18 protein-coding genes are annotated in these 21,520 nt (G+C 50.1%); 8 read left to right on the top strand and 10 right to left on the bottom strand.

Features of this window, described 5'->3' with window-relative positions:
- Window positions 1-71: 71 nt before the first annotated feature.
- Window positions 72-2,465, bottom strand: a complete 2,394-nt coding sequence (locus tag ACSF8X_RS07870; RefSeq protein ID WP_500851090.1) for a DNA internalization-related competence protein ComEC/Rec2 — start codon at window positions 2,463-2,465, stop codon at window positions 72-74.
- Window positions 2,466-2,494: 29 nt separating this feature from the next.
- Here ACSF8X_RS07870 and ACSF8X_RS07865 point away from each other — a divergent pair, with 29 nt between their 5' ends.
- Window positions 2,495-3,013, top strand: coding sequence for a DUF2062 domain-containing protein (locus tag ACSF8X_RS07865; RefSeq protein WP_047879454.1), 519 nt, complete (start codon window positions 2,495-2,497; stop codon window positions 3,011-3,013).
- A gap of 182 nt (window positions 3,014-3,195) precedes the next feature.
- Here the strand turns inward: ACSF8X_RS07865 and lolE are convergent, their stop codons facing one another.
- The 3 genes from lolE to lolC are packed head-to-tail and all read right to left on the bottom strand — an operon-like array spanning window position 3,196 to window position 6,330.
- A complete protein-coding gene (gene lolE / locus ACSF8X_RS07860) occupies window positions 3,196-4,440 on the bottom strand; it encodes a lipoprotein-releasing ABC transporter permease subunit LolE (protein WP_047879453.1) in 1,245 nt (414 codons plus the stop codon).
- Complete coding sequence (gene lolD, locus ACSF8X_RS07855; protein WP_047879452.1) at window positions 4,440-5,129, bottom strand: lipoprotein-releasing ABC transporter ATP-binding protein LolD; 690 nt, start codon at window positions 5,127-5,129, stop codon at window positions 4,440-4,442. Before lolD ends, lolE begins: the two co-directional genes overlap by 1 nt.
- Window positions 5,122-6,330 (bottom strand): lipoprotein-releasing ABC transporter permease subunit LolC, encoded by a 1,209-nt coding sequence (gene lolC, locus ACSF8X_RS07850; protein WP_047879451.1) that lies wholly within the window; start codon window positions 6,328-6,330, stop codon window positions 5,122-5,124. Before lolC ends, lolD begins: the two co-directional genes overlap by 8 nt.
- A gap of 186 nt (window positions 6,331-6,516) precedes the next feature.
- Between lolC and ACSF8X_RS07845 the strand changes: the two genes are divergently transcribed.
- From ACSF8X_RS07845 to bamJ, 5 genes are all read left to right on the top strand, one after another.
- Window positions 6,517-7,092 (top strand): PilZ domain-containing protein, encoded by a 576-nt coding sequence (locus ACSF8X_RS07845; protein ID WP_047879450.1) that lies wholly within the window; start codon window positions 6,517-6,519, stop codon window positions 7,090-7,092.
- Between the two features lie 7 nt (window positions 7,093-7,099).
- Window positions 7,100-10,555: a transcription-repair coupling factor gene (gene mfd / locus ACSF8X_RS07840; protein WP_500851089.1), complete on the top strand. Its 3,456-nt coding sequence runs from the start codon at window positions 7,100-7,102 to the stop codon at window positions 10,553-10,555.
- A 29-nt stretch (window positions 10,556-10,584) separates the two neighbouring features.
- Window positions 10,585-11,418, top strand: a complete 834-nt coding sequence (locus ACSF8X_RS07835; protein ID WP_500851157.1) for a peptidoglycan binding protein CsiV — start codon at window positions 10,585-10,587, stop codon at window positions 11,416-11,418.
- 102 nt (window positions 11,419-11,520) lie between these two features.
- Complete coding sequence (locus ACSF8X_RS07830; RefSeq protein ID WP_047879448.1) at window positions 11,521-12,078, top strand: GNAT family N-acetyltransferase; 558 nt, start codon at window positions 11,521-11,523, stop codon at window positions 12,076-12,078.
- Between the two features lie 82 nt (window positions 12,079-12,160).
- Window positions 12,161-12,634 (top strand): BamJ family beta-barrel-assembly machinery protein, encoded by a 474-nt coding sequence (gene bamJ, locus ACSF8X_RS07825; RefSeq protein WP_047879447.1) that lies wholly within the window; start codon window positions 12,161-12,163, stop codon window positions 12,632-12,634.
- 93 nt (window positions 12,635-12,727) lie between these two features.
- Here the strand turns inward: bamJ and ACSF8X_RS07820 are convergent, their stop codons facing one another.
- The 3 genes from ACSF8X_RS07820 to ACSF8X_RS07810 form a co-directional block, all read right to left on the bottom strand.
- The gene (locus ACSF8X_RS07820) at window positions 12,728-14,017 is read right to left on the bottom strand and encodes an NAD(P)/FAD-dependent oxidoreductase (RefSeq protein ID WP_047879446.1); all 1,290 of its coding nucleotides are present in this window, start codon (window positions 14,015-14,017) and stop codon (window positions 12,728-12,730) included.
- A gap of 461 nt (window positions 14,018-14,478) precedes the next feature.
- Window positions 14,479-15,021, bottom strand: coding sequence for an alpha/beta hydrolase YcfP (gene ycfP, locus ACSF8X_RS07815; RefSeq protein ID WP_047879445.1), 543 nt, complete (start codon window positions 15,019-15,021; stop codon window positions 14,479-14,481).
- A 97-nt stretch (window positions 15,022-15,118) separates the two neighbouring features.
- Window positions 15,119-15,970, bottom strand: coding sequence for a DUF6279 family lipoprotein (locus ACSF8X_RS07810; RefSeq protein WP_500851088.1), 852 nt, complete (start codon window positions 15,968-15,970; stop codon window positions 15,119-15,121).
- Window positions 15,971-16,310: 340 nt separating this feature from the next.
- Here ACSF8X_RS07810 and trmY point away from each other — a divergent pair, with 340 nt between their 5' ends.
- Together trmY and ACSF8X_RS07800 are read left to right on the top strand one after the other, a co-directional pair.
- Window positions 16,311-16,910, top strand: a complete 600-nt coding sequence (trmY, locus tag ACSF8X_RS07805; RefSeq protein ID WP_047879443.1) for a tRNA (pseudouridine(54)-N(1))-methyltransferase TrmY — start codon at window positions 16,311-16,313, stop codon at window positions 16,908-16,910.
- 466 nt (window positions 16,911-17,376) lie between these two features.
- Entirely contained in the window at window positions 17,377-18,057 is a 681-nt protein-coding gene (locus ACSF8X_RS07800) for a hypothetical protein (RefSeq protein WP_500851087.1), read from the top strand.
- Window positions 18,058-18,445: 388 nt separating this feature from the next.
- Here the strand turns inward: ACSF8X_RS07800 and ACSF8X_RS07795 are convergent, their stop codons facing one another.
- From ACSF8X_RS07795 to lpoB, 3 genes are all read right to left on the bottom strand, one after another.
- On the bottom strand, window positions 18,446-19,627 hold the full coding sequence (locus tag ACSF8X_RS07795; RefSeq protein ID WP_500851086.1) for a leucine-rich repeat domain-containing protein: 1,182 nt from the start codon (window positions 19,625-19,627) through the stop codon (window positions 18,446-18,448).
- A 316-nt stretch (window positions 19,628-19,943) separates the two neighbouring features.
- Window positions 19,944-20,813, bottom strand: a complete 870-nt coding sequence (locus tag ACSF8X_RS07790; protein WP_500851085.1) for a phosphotransferase — start codon at window positions 20,811-20,813, stop codon at window positions 19,944-19,946.
- A 32-nt stretch (window positions 20,814-20,845) separates the two neighbouring features.
- On the bottom strand, window positions 20,846-21,439 hold the full coding sequence (gene lpoB, locus ACSF8X_RS07785) for a penicillin-binding protein activator LpoB (protein ID WP_047879438.1): 594 nt from the start codon (window positions 21,437-21,439) through the stop codon (window positions 20,846-20,848).
- Window positions 21,440-21,520: the final 81 nt, after the last annotated feature.

Below are 21,520 nucleotides of genomic sequence, written 5' to 3'. Positions count from 1 at the left end.
CTCACATTCTACTCTGTTCCCGCCGAGTGACCAAATAAGTTCACCGAACCGGTTACCAAACTGCCCAAGATTCAGTCAGTTTTAGGATTCTCCCCGACTCTGCTGGGACGCGGCCTAAACCAGCCCGGACTAATATCTTGCCGATAGCGCACGATCTCCATCTCATTACCGACCCGTGTGATCGAAATCTGGCCATGATCGGCCGTAGAGAGCCATTGGCTGCCCATCGCAACGTATCGTCTACGTACCTCCGGATTAGGCAGTCGCCAAGGATTAAAGCGGGCAGCCGAGACCAAGGCCACCTCAGGCCGCATTGCTGTCAGCCAGGTTCGGGAGGAAGAGGTCAAGCTACCGTGATGCGGCACGGTCAATATATCAGGAGTCAGATCCGGTTCAAGGCGTGCCAACAGTAGTTCGGAAATCGCATCGATATCACCGGTCAGCAACATAAACGGCGGGGCATTGGCATAACCAAGCGCAATCACACACGAATGCGGGTTCGCCGCCCGCCTGACACGCTTAGGCGGCCACAAGGCGCGAAACTCCAGCCCCTGCCACAACCACGTTTCACCACGGACACAGGACGAGAAACCATCGCGGTGATCACTGCTACGCATCCAGCCGGGCGAAAAATGACGGATCAAATACTCGGCCCCGCCCGCGTGGTCGCTGTCACCATGACTGAGGATAAGGCCATCGAGCCTCTCGTAACCTCGCTGCCTTAGCACCGGCTCAATCACGGCCCTGGCGATACTGCCACCGGGCCATGCATTGCCGGTATCGTAAAGCACGGCCCCTTGACCTGTACTAATTAGTACCGCCAAACCATGCCCAACATCCAGCATATCGATAAACACTGGCGCAGGGCCCTCTTCGACCTCACGCTCCCCCGAACCTGAGGTCGGCCCATCGAATGGCATCAGTGCCAATACAATCAATGCACCACTCACCAACAGGGCGGCGTATCGACGAACAGGCAGCAACCAGATCAGACAAGCCAATACGGCCAGCCCAAGCAAGCCACCAGCCATATCCCCAGTCAGCGGCAGCCATGCCCCTTGCGCCAAGCCCGCCAGCCACATCACCGGCTTGAGGCTAAGATCCGCCGCCCACCACCCCAGCCCGGACAGAGCAGGCCACCACGATAAGCCAACAGCCAGCAGCACCATAGGGACCGTCAACAAACTCACCCAAGGCACAGCCAGCAAATTCACCAACGGGGCCAGCCATGCAAAACCGCCAAACCACAACCACTGTACCGGCAGCATCAAGAGCAACAAGGCCAACTGCATCACAAAGAGCTGCCGTACCGCCCCCCAGATTGAAAACAGCAACGATTGCCACCCATGATTAACCGCCGAAGGTTGTTCTTGCCTTCCGACACCGCCTACACCGGCAAACATAATGATCGCGACAGCGGTAAAAGAGAGCCAAAAGCCCGCGGTATAGCTCGCCAACGGATTGATCATCAAACATGCCGCAAACGCCACCAGCAACACCTGCCAGCGCGGCCAGCCAATTCGTAGCCGCATCAGCAACAGTATCACCACGCTCATGAGCAACGCCCGTATGGTTGGTACGGTAAACCCAGCCAACCATGCATAGCCGCCCCCCAACAGCAGCCCGCACCAAAGCGGTAACCACGTCAGGTAATAGAGATTTATCGCGCCGCCCCTCAACATGCCGCCCAGCCGCCAGCCAATCACCACGGCCAGACCAATATGCAAACCGGAAATCGCCATCAGGTGGGCCAGACCGCTGTCTCGTAACAGTTGCCAATCTTGATCCGTCAGCGCTGTCCTTTCACCAAACCCCAATGCCAGTAAATATGCACCAAAAGGCAAATCGCGCGTCATTGCGATTGCATGCTGATACATAGTCTGGCGGAGGTGATCATGCCAACCTACAGGCGTATCCAACCGCACAGCATCAAGGATAACCCCGATACCATGAATGCCCTTGCCCACGGCATCACGCTCGCGATCATAACCAGCACTATTCACCCGGCCATAAGGCGGTTTCAGGCGCAGGGTAAACTGCCAGTGCTCGCCCAATTTGATATCGGGCATCGGCTGCTGTGTATCACCGACGAAAGTACCTGCCCCCCAGCGCAAATGCAGCCGCAATCCGGCAGGCAAAGAGCCTCCGGCCGACGAATCATCGATCGTTACAATTTCGAACAGAGTATTGGGAATATTATGATTAATAAGGCTGCGAACTTCGCCAATTATGGTAATATCTCCCCGCTCGGCAGCTACGGTTTCAACATCGTCCAAATACGCCACGGCACTATAATTAGCCAATACAACGCCAAAGACGATGCAGATCAAAAGCCGTTCCCGCAAATAAGCCGACACTAGGCTACCAGTCACAGCGGCTATCATAACGACGCTATAAGGCGGCAATGTCGGCCAGTAATGTAGCGATAGCAATCCAAGAGCAATCCCAGCGGCCTCTCTCACCATAGGGGCAGCCTCGAAAGAAAAGATACGCAATGCCTAGACATGTAATTAAACGATTTATGCCCAGCCACGACCTGATCAAACAGCAAAAAGCGCTGAAGATCTTCGGTAATGTGCTGTACAACCCGAACCTGTGGTGCCTTAACCGCCGCTCGGCGTCGGGTGCCTTCGCGGTAGGGCTGTTTATGGCTTTCGTCCCGCTGCCAAGCCAGATGATCATGGCGGCCGGGCTGGCGATCCTGTTCAGTGTCAATTTGCCACTGTCGGTCTGTCTGGTATGGATCAGTAATCCAATCACCATGCCGGTTCTGTTCTATGGCGCATACAAACTCGGGGCATGGATAATGAGCGTGCCGCCGATCCCCTTTCACTTCGAGCTTTCTTGGGAGTTTCTGCTGCACCAGATGAACCAAATCGGCCCTCCATTTCTGCTCGGCTGTATGGTGTGTGGTTTGGCCGCAGCCCTATTCGGTTATTTGGGTATCCGCGGACTATGGCGCTACTCAGTTGTCCGCAGCTGGCAAAAACGAAAATTGCGGATACTGCGTTAATAAAAAAACCTCGCACTAGCGAGGTTTTTTTGTATGGCCTTACCTATCAAAGCACAACGAAAAATCGCTGTTCTGAAAGATCATTGGCATTTCAAAATAACGGGCTACATTCCTTGCAGCCCATTTTGCCAGACAGGTTGCAGCACGAGCGCAACCTGACAATTATCTCATCACTGCCAACATTACTTAGCACTCAACACCAACGCTGGCTGCAATGCACATGCCCGCTTAGCCGGATACCATGTCGCCAACAAGCTGAGGATCACTGCCGTCAAGGTCACCAATGCGACATCGTGCACCGCCAATTGGCTTGGCAGAAAATCGACAAAATAAATATCGCCGGACAAGAAATGGTAGCCAATGATACCTTCGACCCAACTAATAATCGTGGTCAGATTGACGGCCACCAGCGAGCCAAGCACCGAACCAACCAAACTCCCCACCACACCGGACATGATACCGTGCCAAATGAAAATAGAGCGGATTAAACGGTCTGTCGCCCCCATTGTGCGCAAAATCGCAATGTCTGAGGCCCGCTCCTTAACCGCCATCATCAAGGTAGAAACGATATTGAAACAGGCAACACCGATCACCAATACCATCACCAGGTACATGATGGTACGTACCATCTGGATATCTCGGTACAGATAACCATATTTCTGGTTCCAGCTCTTCAGATACACATACACCGGCAAGGTATAGCCAACCTCACGAACGATCTGATTGGCATCAAGCACGTTATCGACATTGATTTCGATCCCCGTGACGCCCTCACCCATCGAGAGGTACTGCTGGGCATCGGCCAACGGCACAATGGCGAAGCTGTGGTCGATCTGGCCGGCCAGCGCCAGCAAGCCAATCACCTGTAGTCGGATACGGTGCGGGGCTTTGAGCTTCAAATCGGCATCGGGATTAGGGATCATCGCGGTGATCCAGTCACCCACGCCTATCCCCAGCTTCTGAGCTACGCCTTGTCCCAAAATCACCTGATGCTTACCGGCTTGAAGTTTGCTCCAAGCGTTATCCTTAACGAAATCAGGCAAAGAGCTGACCTTATGCGACTGATGCGGGTCTACCCCGCGCACCTCAACCGCCTTGAGGCTATTGCCTTTTTCAAGCAACGCAGTAAAACGCACATACGGGGCGGCCGCGGTTACCCGTGGATGTTTTTCCACTTGTTCAAGCACTGGCTGCCAATGCTCAAAAGGCGGCTGTACCGCTTCCAGCTCACCATGCGGGATCACCGACAGCACCCGATTTTGCAGCTCACGTTCAAATCCATTCATCGCCGACAAGCCGATAATAATCACGGCTACGCCCACGGCAATTCCCAGAGTGGATGACATCGACACAAAGGACACCATCCGGCTACGCTGCCGAGCACGGCTAAAGCGCTTACCTATATATAACGATAATGGACGGAACATCAGGCCACCTCGACTTGAACCAACTCGCCATCTTGCATGTGCATACAGCGATCAAGCTTGCTGGCCAATTCATTATCATGGGTGACGACCAAAAATGCCGTCCCTGATTCTTTGTTCAGCTTACGCATCAAATCGTAGATCTCCAACGCCGTCTTATGGTCGAGGTTGCCGGTCGGCTCATCGGCCAATACCAACGACGGCTTATTGACCAATGCACGCGCGATAGCGACCCGTTGGCGTTCACCGCCACTCAACTCTGACGGGCGATGGTCGAAGCGGTGGCTAAGCCCCACCAGCTCCAAGATGCTCTGAGCCTGTGATTTCGCCTGTGCCGGACTCATCCCGCCAATCAGCAGCGGCATTGCCACGTTTTCCACCGCGCTGAAATCGGCCAGCAGGTGATGGAACTGGTAAACAAAGCCAATTTCCTGATTGCGCAGCTTGGCCTGGCGGTTGGCGTTCATCGCGTTGAGCTTTTGGCCCTTGAAGAAAACATCACCGCTAGTTGGATCATCCAACGCACCCAACACATGCAGCAAGGTACTCTTGCCCGAACCCGAGGCCCCAACAATCGCCACCAGCTCACTGTGCTCAAGGGAAAAACCCACACCTTTAAGAACCTCGGTCTCCAACTGCGCTTCACGGTAAATTTTGCGCAATCCCTGACAAACTAAAAGTGCATTACTCATAACGAAGTGCCTCTGCTGGACGTACCGATGCCGCCCGGTAAGAAGGAAAAACCGTTGCCAGCAAACTCAATAGAATCGCACCGACAATCACAACAACAACCTGCAAAGGCTGAATCAAAACAGGAAGCTCGCCGCCTGCCGAAATCAAACTTACCCCAAGAAGGGACATTACGCTGTTCAGGTTATAGGCCAGCAAGATACCCAGCAGACCACCGATCAATGCACCGATAACGCCGCTGCTTGCGCCCTGAACCATAAATACCGTCATTAACTGGCGGCTGGTCATACCTTGTGTTTTCAAGATGGCAACTTCTGCCTGTTTTTCCATCACCACCATAATCAAGGCCGTGATGATATTAAACGCAGCCACACCGATGATCAGCCCCAACATCAGGCCCATCATGTTCTTTTCCATCTTGACCGCCTGAAACAACTCGCCGCGTTGTTCGCGCCAGTCACTCCAGACAAGACCATCAGGCAAAGGAAGCGCCGCCAGATCAGCAACCACGAAAGGATCATCGACAAACAAACGCCAACCGGTGATCTCGCCTTTTTTGAAACGGAGCAAGCGGCCAGCATCTTCGATATTGACCAGCACTAGTTGGCTATCAACATCCGAACCGGTGTTGTACAAACCCGCCACCTCAAAATTACGCTGGCTAGGAATGCGGCCAATCGGCGTGTACTGGCTGGCACTGGTTACCATCAGACGGATTTTATCGCCAACCTTTACCCCAAGATTATTCGCCAGCGACTGACCAAGAATCACCTTGTAGCTTCCCGGCTGAAGATCGTCGATATCCCCTCGGCTAACATAGTAGCCAACCGGCTCATATACTGTCGGATCGATACCAAGCAACATGCCAGCCGCAATCGACTTGGCACTTTGCATAATGGTCTCACTCCGAGTAATAGGCGTAACGACGCCGACATCGGGCAATTGACCCAACGCCGCGGGCGGCTCGGCGGTACGGTGCAAATGCCCTTCGGCCGTCGATATCACAGCCTGAGGCATCACACCGAGGATCCGCGATTTCAGCTGCTCTTCAAAGCCATTCATCACAGATAACACCGTCACTAGCGACAGAACGCCAATAGTGATCCCGGCTGTCGACATATAGGAGACAAAACGACTGAATCTATCGCCAGATCGCCCCCGTAAATAGCGCAACCCAATAAAAAACGAAACGGGATGAAACATAAATATGACAAAACCATCCTGAAAAAACTGCCGTGAAGGATACCTTCTGCAGCACCCAATTACCATTGAGCTTAGCAAAAGTAATGTAAAAACAGACGCTAAAGATGGCAGTTACCAGCCACCGACTTGCCCCGGGATGTTTGCTAGGTGATAATCGAAGAATAGATAATTTATTGTGAGTGCAACATGAATCAGGACGAGTATTTTTCAGTCCATGCTGGGTTGACCATTAATGTAGAACCACTGGAACCTCAGGCCATCGTCCCTAGCAACGAAGCCTTCTTGCAAGAGATCCCACCGCTCTTTCGCATCGCCAGCGAATGCAGTGCTATAGATGACAATATGGAGCGCTCACTGACTCAGCTTAATAAAAAGGAATTTCAGTCACTTAGTGATTATCTGGTTGCCCAAAACAATAAGATCAACCTCATGCTTGGTTTTATCATGGCCCAGCAAGATCACGCTGAACACCGCTTCGTCACAACTACCTTCGGTGCCAGCAAGCTGACCTATCTATCGGATACCCCCCTAGCTGTAGGCCAAGCTGTCCGCCTAAAAATCTTCCTCGACAAACCGACGGCGGCAATCTATGCCTATGCCGAGGTGAGCGAGTGCCAGCAAGAAGCCGAACACAAACAAGCGGAAATCACGCTTTCTTACACCCATTTGCTGGAAGCCGATCGCGACATCATTATCCGTGCGGCCCTGCACTTCCAACAAAAATTCCTGCGCCAGCGGGCGCAACAGCGCACAGAGAATTAATACCCCAATGACCAATACGACTATTCTTTCTCTCCCCTTGCCGAACAAACCGGGTGATGCCCGTTATATCGGCAATGTTTCCGGGGCAGCCTTGGCGCTGTCGATTGCTGAATTGGCGGAAAACCATCAAGGACCATTGCTAACCGTTGTCCCTGATACCCAAACTGCGCTGCGTCTGCAGCCGGAAATCAGCCAATTCACCACGCAGGACGTCAGCGTGTTCCCCGACTGGGAAACCCTGCCCTACGACAACTTCTCGCCGCACCAAGACATCATCTCCGATCGCTTATCACGGCTGTATAATTTCCCCAACCAAGCTCGCGGCGTCGTATTGGTACCCGTCAGCACGCTGCTACAACGCCTGACACCACAATCATTCATTCACCAACATGCGCTTTTGGTGAGCTGCAACGACCGGCTTTCGCTGGAAAAACTGCGCCTGAAACTCGACGCCTCGGGCTACCGCCACGTTGATCAGGTTATGGAACACGGCGAATACGCTAGCCGCGGCTCGCTGCTTGATTTGTTCCCGATGGGCAGCCAGCATCCGTTCCGTATCGATTTCTTCGATGACGAAGTCGACTCGATCCGCCAGTTCGACCCTGAAACCCAGCGCTCAACCGGTGAAATAGACAGTATTCGCTTGCTGCCGGCCCACGAGTTCCCAACCGATGATCTGGCTATCGAGAGCTTCAGAATGCGCTGGCGCGAGCGGTTCGAGGCCCGCCGCGAGCCAGAATCCATCTACCAGCAAGTCAGCAAGAAGACCTGGCCCGCCGGTATCGAATACTGGCAGCCACTCTTTTTCGAACAAACCGAAACCCTGTTCGACTACCTGCCGGATAGCAGCCTACTCCTGACTATCGGCAATCTCGAAGAAGCCGCAGATCTCTTCCTCAAAGACGCGGCCTATCGTTACGACCAGCGTCGAGTTGACCCACTACGCCCGCTGCTTGAGCCCCATGAACTCTGGCTGAACAAAGACGAAATGTTCGGCCAGTTCAAAGCCATGCCTCAAGTACGCCTGCGCGGTGATGCCGAGCCCGAAAAAGGCGGCAGGTTCAACCCGGCATTGCAGCCAATCCCAACGCTGACCATCAACCACCAGCTCAAAGAGCCGCTGGGTGAACTGCGCAAGTTTATCGAAAGCTACCCGGGCCAAGTTATTTTCTCGGTGGCGTCTGAAGGCCGCCGCGAAGCCTTGCTTGATCTGCTGGCTAGGATCAAGCTGCGCCCTATGGTCTGCGCATCATTGAGCGAAGCGATGGCTGCACCGGGCAAAACCAGCCTGATTATTGGTGCGGCCGAACAGGGTTTTGTCTTGGCCGATCCTGCTATCGCCCTGATCTGCGAAAGCGACCTGCTGGGCGAACGTGTCGTTCAACGCCGTCGACGCGATGACAAGAAGGTCGTCAACAGCGACACCATCATCCGCAACCTTGCCGAGCTCCAAGTGGGCCAGCCCGTTGTTCACGTCGACCACGGTATCGGCCGCTATCAGGGTCTGCAAACCCTCGATGCCGGCGGGATGAAAACCGAGTTCGTCACCCTCGAATACCAAGGCGGCGCCAAGTTATACGTCCCGGTCGCCTCGCTACATTTGATCAGCCGATACTCAGGCGGCGCAGAAGAAACCGCGCCGATCCACAAACTGGGCGGTGAAGCTTGGGCCAAAGCCCGCAGAAAAGCTGCTGAAAAAGTCCGGGATGTCGCAGCCGAGCTGCTTGATGTCTACGCCAAGCGTGAGCTCAAGCCCGGCTTCAAGTTCAATCTCGACCGCGAGGCATATGCCGACTTCTGTACCGGCTTCCCGTTCGAGGAAACCCATGACCAAGCAATGGCCATCAATGCCGTTCTGTCCGATATGTGCCAAGCCAAAGCGATGGACCGCCTGGTGTGCGGCGATGTCGGCTTCGGCAAGACCGAAGTGGCGATGCGCGCTGCTTTCGTGGCCGTGGATAACAGCAAGCAAGTCACCGTTCTGGTACCAACCACCTTGCTTGCCCAGCAGCATTTCGAAAACTTCCGTGATCGCTTTGCCAATACACCGGTACGGGTAGAAGTTCTGTCTCGCTTCAAGACGGCCAAAGAGCAGAAGCAAATTCTGGCCGATGTCGGCGAAGGCAAGATCGATATCCTGATCGGCACCCACAAGCTGCTTAATGCCCAGGTCAAATACCATGATCTCGGCCTTCTCATCGTCGACGAAGAGCACCGCTTTGGTGTCCGCCAGAAAGAGAAGGTCAAGGCATTGCGTGCAGACGTGGATATCCTGACCCTGACCGCAACCCCGATCCCGCGTACCCTGAATATGGCCATGAGCGGAATGCGCGACTTGTCGATCATCGCAACGCCACCGGCACGCCGACTGGCAATCAAGACATTCGTTCGCGAAAACGACGACGTACTGATTCGCGAAGCCGTACTTCGTGAAATCATGCGTGGCGGGCAGATCTACTTCCTCCACAACGATGTCGAGTCCATCAACAAGATGGCTGACGATCTCGCCGCCCTGATCCCCGAAGCACGGATCACCGTTGCCCACGGCCAAATGCGTGAGCGAGATCTCGAAAAAATCATGAGTGATTTCTATCACCAACGATTTAATTTGCTGGTGTGTACCACAATTATCGAAACCGGTATTGATGTGCCTACCGCCAATACCATTATCATCAACCGTGCAGATCACTTGGGTTTGGCGCAGCTGCACCAGCTTCGGGGACGAGTAGGACGCTCGCACCACCAAGCCTACGCCTACTTGCTGACACCGCATCCGAAACGTATGACCAAGGACGCCGTCAAGCGTCTAGAGGCCATTGCCTCGCTGGAAGATTTGGGGGCCGGTTTCACCTTGGCGACCCATGACCTTGAAATTCGTGGAGCGGGCGAGCTACTGGGCGACGAGCAAAGCGGCCAGATCCAATCTGTTGGTTTCACGCTGTTCATGGAGATGCTCGAACAAGCTGTCGAGGCTCTGAAAGAAGGCAAAGAACCATCGCTTGACGATCTATTGCGCCAGCAGACGGAAATTGAACTCAGGGTACCGGCCTTGCTGCCTGATGACTTCATCCCAGATATCAATACCCGCCTGTCGCTCTACAAGCGTATCGCCAGCACAGACAGCGAAAATGCCATCAGCGAGCTGAAAGTCGAGTTGATTGACCGCTTCGGCCTATTGCCGGATGCGACCAAGAACCTACTGATGCTCAACCAGCTCAAGCTCAAGGCGGCAGGGATTGGTATCAACAAAATCGAAGCAGGCGAAAAAGGCGGGTATATTGAATTCAATGCCAATGCCTCCATTGATCCTGGCTTCTTGGTGGGTCTGCTTCAGTCCGAGCCTCAGCATTTCCGAATGGAAGGGCCGACCAAACTGAAAATGATGGCACCAATGAGTGACAAACAGACACGAATGAAATATGTTGACGGCCTTTTAACAAAACTGGCAGAAAACACTCTATAATAGAGAGCACAAATGTGCGGAGTATTATGTTGAAAAATCTGATTTATTTGCTGCTATTGGTAGTCAGCCTACCAAGCTTCGCGGCCAGACAATTTGATATTGAGGTGATTCTGTTCAAGCGCAATATTGCCCCTGAGCAGGTCAACGAATCATGGCCAGACCAACAAGCGGCTATCGACACCAGTAGCGCGATTGACTTTGGTGATACCGCTCGCCTTAAGGCCCGTGGCATTCGTCCAATGTCGCCGAGCCGTTTTCGGCTCAATAACCAATACAACAAACTGAAAGGACATGCTGGATTCACCCCACTCGCCCATTTTGGCTGGCGTCAGGGAGATCTCAGCAAGGCCGCCGCACCGCGTATCCATATTACTGCCGGTAAAGATTTTTCAGCACAGTTTCTGGCTGATGGCATACCCGCAGCAAGTGCAGCCTCAGAGGCTTTGCCTGCCAGCGATACCTCAACAGACGGCCTGATTATCACAACCGACAATAGCGCCGCAACTGATCTGAACGCTGGCATGGACAGCCAGAGCACCGGCGGCCCACTGTACGAGCTTGACGGTACGATCAAGGTCTATGTTCAGCATTACCTATTCACCGAAGCCAATCTTGAGCTACGCGAGCCAAGCCGCCGCGAAGTGGTCGTTGGGGCTGACATTGACAGCACACTTGACCCGCTGGCAACGGAAGGCAATGTTCAGGTTGGCCACTTGCAAGAAGTGAAAAAGCAAGTGGATGTGGAAGAGTTCCTCAAAGGTTATCAGTTTAACCAGCAACGCAAGATGCGTAGCGGCGAGACGCACTACCTTGACCACCCATTGATGGGCATGATCATTCAAATTCGCAAAATCAACGGATAATCCCCGTTCATTGTCAAAAAGGCTGCATTATGCAGCCTTTTTTGTACTCTCAATTTGCTACGTACGATATGCTATTGTCTTCCGACATCGATGGATCCAGAGATGAACCAATCACCCCTAACCTCAGCCAGGCTGACCCTCCGCCCTTATAAACAGGCTGACTTGCAAGACATGCTCGAGGCTATCCTCAGCTCAACAGAAAGTCTCTATCCTTGGCTCCCTTGGTGTACCCCCAGCTACAATCAGCATGATGCCCAGCAGTGGATTCAGCACAGCATGCAAAATTGGACCTATTGCCTAGGTTACGAATTTGCGATTTTCGCCAACGATCAATTTGTCGGCAGTGCTTCGCTCAGCAATATTTCCGAACAAACCAATTCCGCCGAGCTGGGATACTGGATCCGCCAAGATGCCCAACGCCAAGGCTATGCCACCGAAGCGGCTCAGGCCGTCGCCCAATACGGTTTCGAGGAACTCGGGTTAACTCGCATCGAAATCGTCACTCACCTTGGCAATCTTGCCAGCCAACGTACCGCGCTAGCCTGTCGAGCCAAATTCGAATGCACCGCAAGAAACCGGATCATGATCAACAATACCCCCCAAGACGGGCTTCTGTTTTCGTTGATCCCATCAGACTTTTCGCCTCCTCTGGCGTATTAATACTTTCATTATCAGAAAACTTTCCGCTTCAGTAGGGCTCTGTTAGTATCAAGCCTACCACCACCACAAGAAAGGAATACCTGTGCTTAAAATTCTTCTAACCATCGCCTTAGTCGGCCTTGTTATCTTCTATATCCAGCACACCAAAAACAACAAGCAAGTTGCCGCCGAAAATATCAAGGCTGGTCAGGCATTTCTAGCTGAGAACAAGAACAAAGAAGGCGTTAAAACAACGGCCAGCGGCCTTCAGTATCTTGTGCTGCAAGAAGGAACTGGCACTCAGCATCCTAGCGCCAAAGACAAAGTGACCGTCCACTATCACGGTACCCTGATTGACGGCACGGTATTTGACAGCTCGGTTGATCGCGGCGAAACCATCCAGTTCGGCCTGAATCAGGTTATCAAAGGCTGGACCGAAGGCTTGCAATTGATGGTAGAAGGCGAGAAAACCCGCTTTTTCATTCCGGCTGAACTGGCCTACGGCAACCGCTCAATGGGTGTGATCAAGCCGGGTTCCGTACTGATCTTTGACGTGGAACTGTTCAAAATCAACTGATCGACTTTAACACTGTCAGCGGTTTTTCAGACAAAACAAAAAGGGACTTGGCTTGGCCAAGTCCCTTTTTAATACATGAGGATTTAATGCTGATTAGTGCAGCTTCAAATTCGGACGCAATACGCGGTTGATACGGCCAACCAGCATCATCAGGCTAGTCTTGAATATGCCGTGAAGGGCAATTTGGTGCATCCGGTATAGGGAGATGTACACCACGCGGGCAATACGGCCTTCAACCATCATCGAGCCCTTGGTCAGGTTACCCATCAGGCTACCAACCGTTGAGAAACGGCTCAGGGAAACCAATGAACCATGGTCATTATAGACATATGGCTTCTCTTCGCGACCCGTTAGCTTAGCCACGATGTTGGAGAAACAGCGGCTTGCCATCTGGTGAGCGGCCTGTGCACGAGGCGGTACGAACGAACCGTCTTCCTGAGCACACGATGCCAGATCGCCAATCACGTAGATATCTTCATCACGGGTTGTCTGCAGTGTCGGCTTAACTACCAATTGGTTAATGCGGTTAGTTTCCAGACCGGCAATATCCTTCATGAAATCAGGGGCCTTGATACCCGCCGCCCATACCATGATACGCGCAGGGATAAGCTCGCCATCTTTGGTGGTCAAACCGTGCTCGTCGGCCTTGGTCACCATGGTAGAAGTACGAACGTTCACACCCAGTTTCACCAACTCGCTGTGCGCGGCACCAGAAATACGCGGAGGCAGAGCGGGCAGAATGCGCTCACCGGCTTCAACAAGGTTGACGTTAAGGCGAGAGCTGTCCAAATCACCAAAACCGTAGTTACGCAGCTCTTTCACTGCATTGTGCAGTTCTGCCGACAGTTCAACACCGGTTGCACCGGCACCGACAATTGCGATATCAACGGTTTTCTGATCTTTATTGGCGTGCAGCTTCAGGAACTGATTGTTCATCTCGGTACGGAAGCGATGCGCCTGCTCTGGGCTATCAAGGAAGATACAATGCTCGCGAACACCTGGGGTGTTGAAATCATTCGAGGTAGAGCCGATAGCCAATACCAGAATATCGTACTCAAGCTCACGCTCAGGCATCAATAGCTCGTCATGCTTGTCATACAGCTCGGCTAGCTTGATCACCTTGCGATCACGGTCAATATCTTTCAGGCTGCCCATTTGGAAATCAAAATGATGGTTCTTAGCGTGGGCGCGGTAGCTCAGAGCATCGACACCGGCATCCATCGAGCCTGTCGCCACTTCGTGCAGCAACGGTTTCCATAGGTGGCTTCCCTTGCGGTCAACCAAGGTTACCTTAGCACGGCCCTTGCGGCCAAGAGTTCGACCAAGCTTGGTAGCCAGTTCCAAACCGCCTGCACCACCACCGACAACTATAATGCGAGTCATCACATTGCTCCTTTGAAGATTTAAAGATTTATAATTTTTGTTTGACCCGATTCACATCCAGTCAATAAATTCGTCTTGCCTCAGCAAGTCACTTTCTCGATCTCTGGGATGCTTTAGTGCATCTCTTTGTTCTATTTACTCAACTTTTTTTGACATGCATCAAAAAAAGTTAAGATCTGCATTATATGCCAATATTATTTCATGGCAAGAATTAATTGATTAAGATCAAAGTAGCCTCAAATCAACCAAATTTTCGTGCTAAGTGGCACAATACCAAGCAACAATGTATACGGATGCCGCCTTGCGACGCCATCAAAAACGTACGTTTTGCGATCGGTAAATAGCTAACGTGCAATAACGATGAGCGTCAAAATCGGAGCGTTATGGTGATATTCGGGGCTGGTGGCTACGAAAAGATAGGAGCAGACGGCTGTTTCTCACCGTCTGCCATGATGCCGGGGTTACTGGGCGTCTTTGAATGTCTTGATAGTTTGGAGGTGTGCGGAAATCTTCTTGAACTTGTGAGATTCCTTTTCGTCCCAGATGATCCGGTAATGGTCACTCAGCACATCGCTGGTATGCTGGTTATCGAGTATTTCATCCTGAGTGGAAAGAATACACAGGCAATTACCTGCATTCTTTTCCCTGAAACTCGTCACACACTTGGTCGAAATGTCGGCATACTCTTCCGGCCGGTCAATACGCCCTTCCATATTGCGCTCTGGATACAGATTCGGGTTGAAGATAACCTGCTTGATCCCACATAAAAAACCAATACGCTCTGACCAGTAGCCGCCAAGACCCACCCCGCAAATCAGCGGTTTGTCATCTTTCGATTCGTCTACCAGTTTTTGCACCTCTTTGAGCAGGTGCTGCATATCGTGCTTGGGATGCAGAGTACTGTAGTTAACAAAGCGTACGTCAGGGTCAATAAACTGAAGCTGCAGTACCTTTTCATGATTACCCGGGCTTGTTGAATCAAAGCCATGCAGATAAATAATCATCCTTTCTCCCTGTCGTGATTACTTGCGTACCTCAAATCTAACAGGTTTGCTCAGTAATGAAAGAGGGAAAAACATGACACCCCTAGCATTTTCATGTCTACTGGTTAATTAATAACGCAGTATCTTTGCGCAGATCGACCAACTTCCCCGTCGCCCGCTGGCGCTGGCTGTCCGACAAGGTGTGGTTCAACCGGGTCAGCAATTCAAACCGACGGTTTAAATAGAAGCGCACCTCGGATTGATAGCTAGGGCCTTCTAGCGACACCATCTGCCGCATCAGCCTCGCCAACTTCGCCTCAAAGCCGGGCTGACGACGCTGTAACATCAATTGCTGGAAATCCTTAAAATACTGATCGCGCAGCGAGACAAAAACCGGGGTCATTTCCACCTGATACCCTGCCAGCTCGGCAATTAGCTGGCGCTGGCGCGGAGTCAACGAACCGACCCACTTCTGGGCAAACTCGGTGAGCCTCTGTGTCCGTTGGGTCAAACGCTGAGAAGGGCTCTTCGCGACCCTCTCTGCATCGAGCTTGGCAAACCGCTCACGCATCTTATTATAGAGGCCGTTCACCTGCGACTCATCGAGATCACGCAGCAAGTTGGCCAACGGCATTGCCAGTACCGCCACAGAGTCCTGCCCCAATCCGGTAAACAGGCGGTAGTAGCTTCCCATGTGGCCGTAGTTCATCGGCAGCTGGACATCAGCCTGAAGCTGATCCAACGCCCGATGTATTTTCGGTAGCTGCTGGGCCCGATGACGCTCAAGGGCAGCCGAGAGGTCGCTATCAAGGCGGTCCTCCTGCTCGGATGTCATATTGATGTAATCATCGATACGAAAAGAGAGCCACAAATCAAGATTGTTATAGGCCAGCCGCGTTGTACAGCCAACCAGTATGGCTGCCACAACCAGCAAGAAAACCTTAACGCCCCGCCCTACCCGAGCACCCATCGCCCCACCTCGATATCACCGAAATCGACTTCGCCTGTTAACTCTTACTGTTTCAATGTAGCAGGGAGATCAACACACACCTAGGTATTGTCGTTAAGATATGCAGGCCAAAATTACAACAAGAAATGAATATACCTATTAATTCAACATCTTAACCCGTTAGCAACCAGCGAGCATCCATCCTCTATTGACTTGTAAACTCACCACTTTTTAGAATCAATGCAACGTGGATGCGTGAACGCTGACAAAAATTGAGCTATTCCGATAATTAAATTTATTAATAGACAAGAAATCATGCATCGTTTATATAACTAACAAATTTGCTATCTAATGGTTATCTATGAAAAAAGCCTTTGTAATCCGTGCTCGTGCCGCCTCTACTGATCCTAAGACTTTCGTTGCGGGAGTGGGTAACGACGCTCATTCTGAAATTCTTGCCCATGTATTGATGAATGCGATTTTCACGGCTCAGTCTCATCGTGATGACGTGATAGTCTATTTGGTCATTGAAAGCACTGCTGATTTTTCACGTACCTTATGTTTTGAATCATCCAAACTCGTCAATATTGGCGGTTTTCATGAGTCAGCGTTGATCGCATTGATTGCCAAAGCGCTAGAGTTTTCGGCGGGCATGAAAAAAGAAGAGAGCCGAAACGTCTCGGCAGGTCTTTCTGTCGAAACTATCAGCTTTGAAAAATTGGTTCAGCGACTGGCAGAAGAATATACGCTCTATTTACTCGATAAAAAGGGCAATGATATTCGTGATGAACCGTTGACGGGCAATGCTTGCTTTATCTTGACGGATCATATCCCAATGCCTAAAAAGAGCTGGAATAGCCTAAAGCGTCTTGATACACACAAAATTAGCCTCGGACCAAAAATGCTATTTGCTTCGCAGTGTGTTGTTCTTATTCATAATGAGTTCGATCGCCGAGAATAAGACCCAAGACAACACAAAACGGTACAAACCGCTGTGTTAGCATTTGAGCCTGCTTAATGCAGGCTCTTGCCAATGTGCCATTCAATACTCATTTCCCTTTTTCCCCTACGCCACTCGCCACTAGAGTAGTTAGATCATATTCAGCATTTAAAAAATCAAACCCTAATATGTTCACAAGATCATGAATGTTGCAATTCAATTCGGGGCTGGTTTATTCGCAGGGCTGAGTTTGATAGATAGTGGCTGACTTATTTTTGCCCCATTATGAAATACGGCCGATTAGCAACTCAGTTAACTAAAGTATTATTCTACCTATATTTAGTAATTCCAAAAATACGGAAGCAAAGTCAGGTTATACCTCTAAGTGACCAAATTCACTATGCCACTACAAGCATTTATGTGTGCAAATTTTGGTATTTGCTATGCTATTGTATGCTTTCTTGTTGGCTTGGATTAGGAAAGTATTGTGCACAAAGCAGTAGGTAAAGCGATTAGTGATACAGTTGTTGAACGACTAAAAACCCCTTTGATAGCTACTTTCATCTTCTCTTGGTTAGTGGTCAATCACTCAATTGTACTTCAATTCACATTTGAAACCTTACCCAATAAGGTTGCACTAGCTAAAAGTCTACAAGTTGGTTGGTGGTATGGACTGTTCCTGCCTGCAATTGTATCTCTTGGTTACATACTCCTTATACCTGCCTTACAACTAGGTTTAGATTGGTTAGTTCTTAATACTCTTGGTGAATCACGTAAGAAACATGATGTTAAAGATGCTAGGAATAAACTTGAATCTACACAAGAACACCAGATTAAGTTACGTGATAAAGAATTAGAGAACTGGGAGCAGGAAAGAAAGGAACTAAATGATGAAATTGAGAAAGTACACAATGGTATGACTAAGGTATTGGCTCAACTTGATTCGGCTCAAAAAATGAATGAATCCTTAGAATCAGCAAGGCTAGAGATTGATTCAGATAGACAAAAGTTAGAGGATGCTATTAATAGAGCTGTCGAATCATTAGAGAAGCCAACAAAGAACACTGGCTCAGGTTACGATGACGAAAGAAGTCCTGAAGAAGTTTATAAAGAAACAATTGAAATCCTGAGAGAAGTAGTATTTGACCCAGAAGACATCCCTTTCTGATGCATCTAAATAACTTGATAATAATCTGTGCATACACCATTAATACTAAACACCAAGTTAAGCGGCTTTCCATGCCTTTCTTTAGAAAATGCACTGACAAGGTTTTGTCCACTTTCAAGTCTAAAGCGGCATTCAAAGGTCAGCTTATTATCGGGTTGATTTGTACCGCTATTAGCCTGATATGACTCTCACGCACTACTCTCTCTAACTCCCCCTTGAAAAAGGGGGGAGTATTTTTTGTTAAATGCCAAAATTACAGAGAAAACAGCCCAATCCGTCAGGTGTATACTCGCAACACCTGACACCTTATATCAAACTATACCAAACGCTATTTCAAGATTTCGGACTGCTCAAGGCTGGCTCTTGCCAATGCTGCAGCCAAACTCCCTCATCCATAGACATTAAATTCACAAAAGACACTATCACCGATAGTAACAGTGTCGGGAATGATAACGTCTGCTTCCGTTAAGGCATTATTTGCAAATGCATAATCCCCAATAGAAGTAACAGAATTAGGGATAGTCACTTTCCGTAATTGTTCATCCTCAACAAAAGGCCATCCCTCACGATCCTCAAAACCATCACATTCGGTGTGATTTTCATGTAATTCTTCACAGTATTCATCATAAGTACGAAGACAGACGCAGCAGCCATCACATTCATAAAAACCACGTTCTTCACCTGTGTGATCATAATATTTATCATGCTCACTATCATAAGTATATTTTACAAAAGCCTCAGCACCAATAGCCTTCACAGGCGTTCCGTCTAATACATCAGGAATAACAATGTATTTATAATTGGCCATATATCTAACTATTGTACCTGTACTATGATTAAACTCTACGTCATCTCGTGTCAGGATATGTGGCTGCTCTTCACTACTATTATCGATTACAGGTGAATCACTTGATAACTTATTACGATAAAACGCATAATCCCCAATTTTAGTAACAGAATCAGGAATGGTTACGTTTGTTAACAAATTAAATTCAAATGCACTCGCTCCGAGTTCAACCACTGAATCAGGAATCGTCACGCTCGTTAATAAGTTACCTTGAAACGCACCATCTCTTATTTCAACAACAGAATCAGGAATAGTCACACTCTTTAACAAATTACTTTTGAAAGCTCGACAGCCAATAATAGTCACTGATTCAGGAATAGTTACGGTCGTTAATTCATTGCATTCAAACGCAGCATCCTCTATAGAGGTAACAGCGTCAGGAATAATCACGCTTGTTAAAGCATTATTAGCAAACGCGTTAGAACCAATATAAGTAACAGATTCAGGGATAATAACACTCGTTAATAAATTAAATTGAAACGCATAATTCCCTATATATGTCACAGTGTTAGGGATGGTCACACTGGTTAAACCGTAAGTGTTATCCATCAGCACGTTATAAAATTCTGTTATAAACGCACTAGAACCGATTGAAGTGACCGGTGTACCATCAAAATGCTCAGGTATAACAATGTTTTTATAATCGCTTGTATATTTTTCGATCGTACCTGTACTTACATCAAATTTTACATCATCCAATGTAAGGGTATGTGCTTGGTTCATTCTTAACTTCTTACTTAAACAAAAATAGTAATATCTGAAATATATCCTCACTGACCCTCTTTCACATAGTTATTTTTTTATTATCGTAATTTCGCTCTGTGTATTACAAGCCCGATACCATATATGACCATTTGGGTGAAAAAACCTATCAGATGCTGAAACAGGTGTAGCTATAAACACGATTGAACGTTTGTGATGATTTCAGGGTGATTTGTAAGAGAGCTGGAGGGCGAGTGTTTTTTACCCCCCCTACATCCCTACATTACAAAGAGAACAGCCCTACTCGTCAGGTGTATAACTCACGGCACCTGACACATCATGCCAAGCGCTGTTTTAGAATTTCGGCTTGTTCTAGGTAGGTGGGGTCCTGCCAATGCTGCCAGCCCAGCAGATACCAGAGCAAGGCCAAGTATTCACACCACGGCTGCCAGTAAGCAACGGCTTGGTGCCAGTGCTCAATCTCCGTAGGGGCGACAATACCTGCCGCTTGGCAATACTGGAGCACGGCGTTGTGGGGATCTAGCCCGTTGGCGGCAATCGTCATGGTTAAATCCAGCGATGGATCACCAGCGCTGGCGTACTCCCAATCAATCACTCGCAGCGGATCGCCGACGATAATATTGTAACGACCGAGATCATGATGGCAGCAAGTATCCCCGAACCATTGCAGAGGAGACGCAGCTTGAAATCGGTGGTGAATACGGTGCAATGTGGCGTCCTTGAGCTCTGAAGCTAAGGCTTGCCAGTAATGCACGCCTCGTTCGCAGCAGTCCAACCGCCATGATGGCGGCGGCAGGCTGTGTACCACAACCTGCAAGGATAACAATGAAGCGGTATCGAGCTGATCGTCAGCCATCTCCCCTTCTACCCACTCCACCAAAATGCCTTCGGGCAAAGCGGCAAACAACGCAGGGGCCAACAAGGGCGATGTAGACTCAAGCTGTGACAGTATTGCAGCCTCGTGCTGGCGAGATACCCCAAACGCCTCGCTCGCCGGAGAGTTGGGTCGCCACACAAGGTGAAGTGGTTGGCCGGCATGTTCGGCCTGAATGCGGTAACAGCGGTTACTCAGGCCGCCATGCAGCGGTGTTGCCTGCAAGACATGTACTGATGGCAGGCGCTCCCCCAGCAGTGAAATCAGGGCCACGGGGCTTTCTGCCCAGCCAGCCGAGTTGTTCTTTTTCATGGGAAAATCGCCTGCCTATCAGCTACTACCAATTACCAGCCAAGTAGGCTTTTTGATTCTTGCTTGCGGATTTCCGTTTCGTCAGCCCACTCGATAAGGCCCGTTTCCAAATCCATCAAGCGCATGGTCATCTTGTAGTAAACGTCTTTGTCGCTGCCTGCGTTTTTCACAATGCTCGACAAGTTGCCGTACAGCATGTACTCGGCACCGACCATCTTGCCGAACTGGATAGCTGTGCTCTTGTTCACCAGCTCATCGTTGTTTTGGAAGTTAAGCTGCTTGCGCACAGACTCGACGCGGGTCATATCCACAAAGCGGAACTTGCCCGAATTAAGCAAACGGGTGCTGACCGAATCGGTGATTGACTCGGTGTCAATGTGCTCGCTGGTCTTGTTCTTGATGCTGTCGACCATGATGATCGGGCGCTTGTTGTTACCGGTAATATAGGCAACCGAGCCGGAAGAGAGCATGCTGTCGGTCATCTCCTCGGCGATCTTCTGCAGATCGGTCGAACCGAATTCGATGGTCGTTGTTTCGACTTCTTGGGCATCGCCATAACTCACTTTCTGGGCACACCCGCCAAGCAGGGCCACTACGCCCATCAAGGCAATTACACTTTTCTTCATTTTCATACCTATACACTTACGACTCGGCAGCCTTGCCACCTCGTCATTCCCCTAACATTCAGTTGTTCGAAACCGGTGCCG

This window comes from Photobacterium panuliri, from assembly GCF_059920555.1.
Note: the sequence above shows the minus strand (reverse complement) of the source record. Positions and strands in the feature narration are given on the sequence as shown.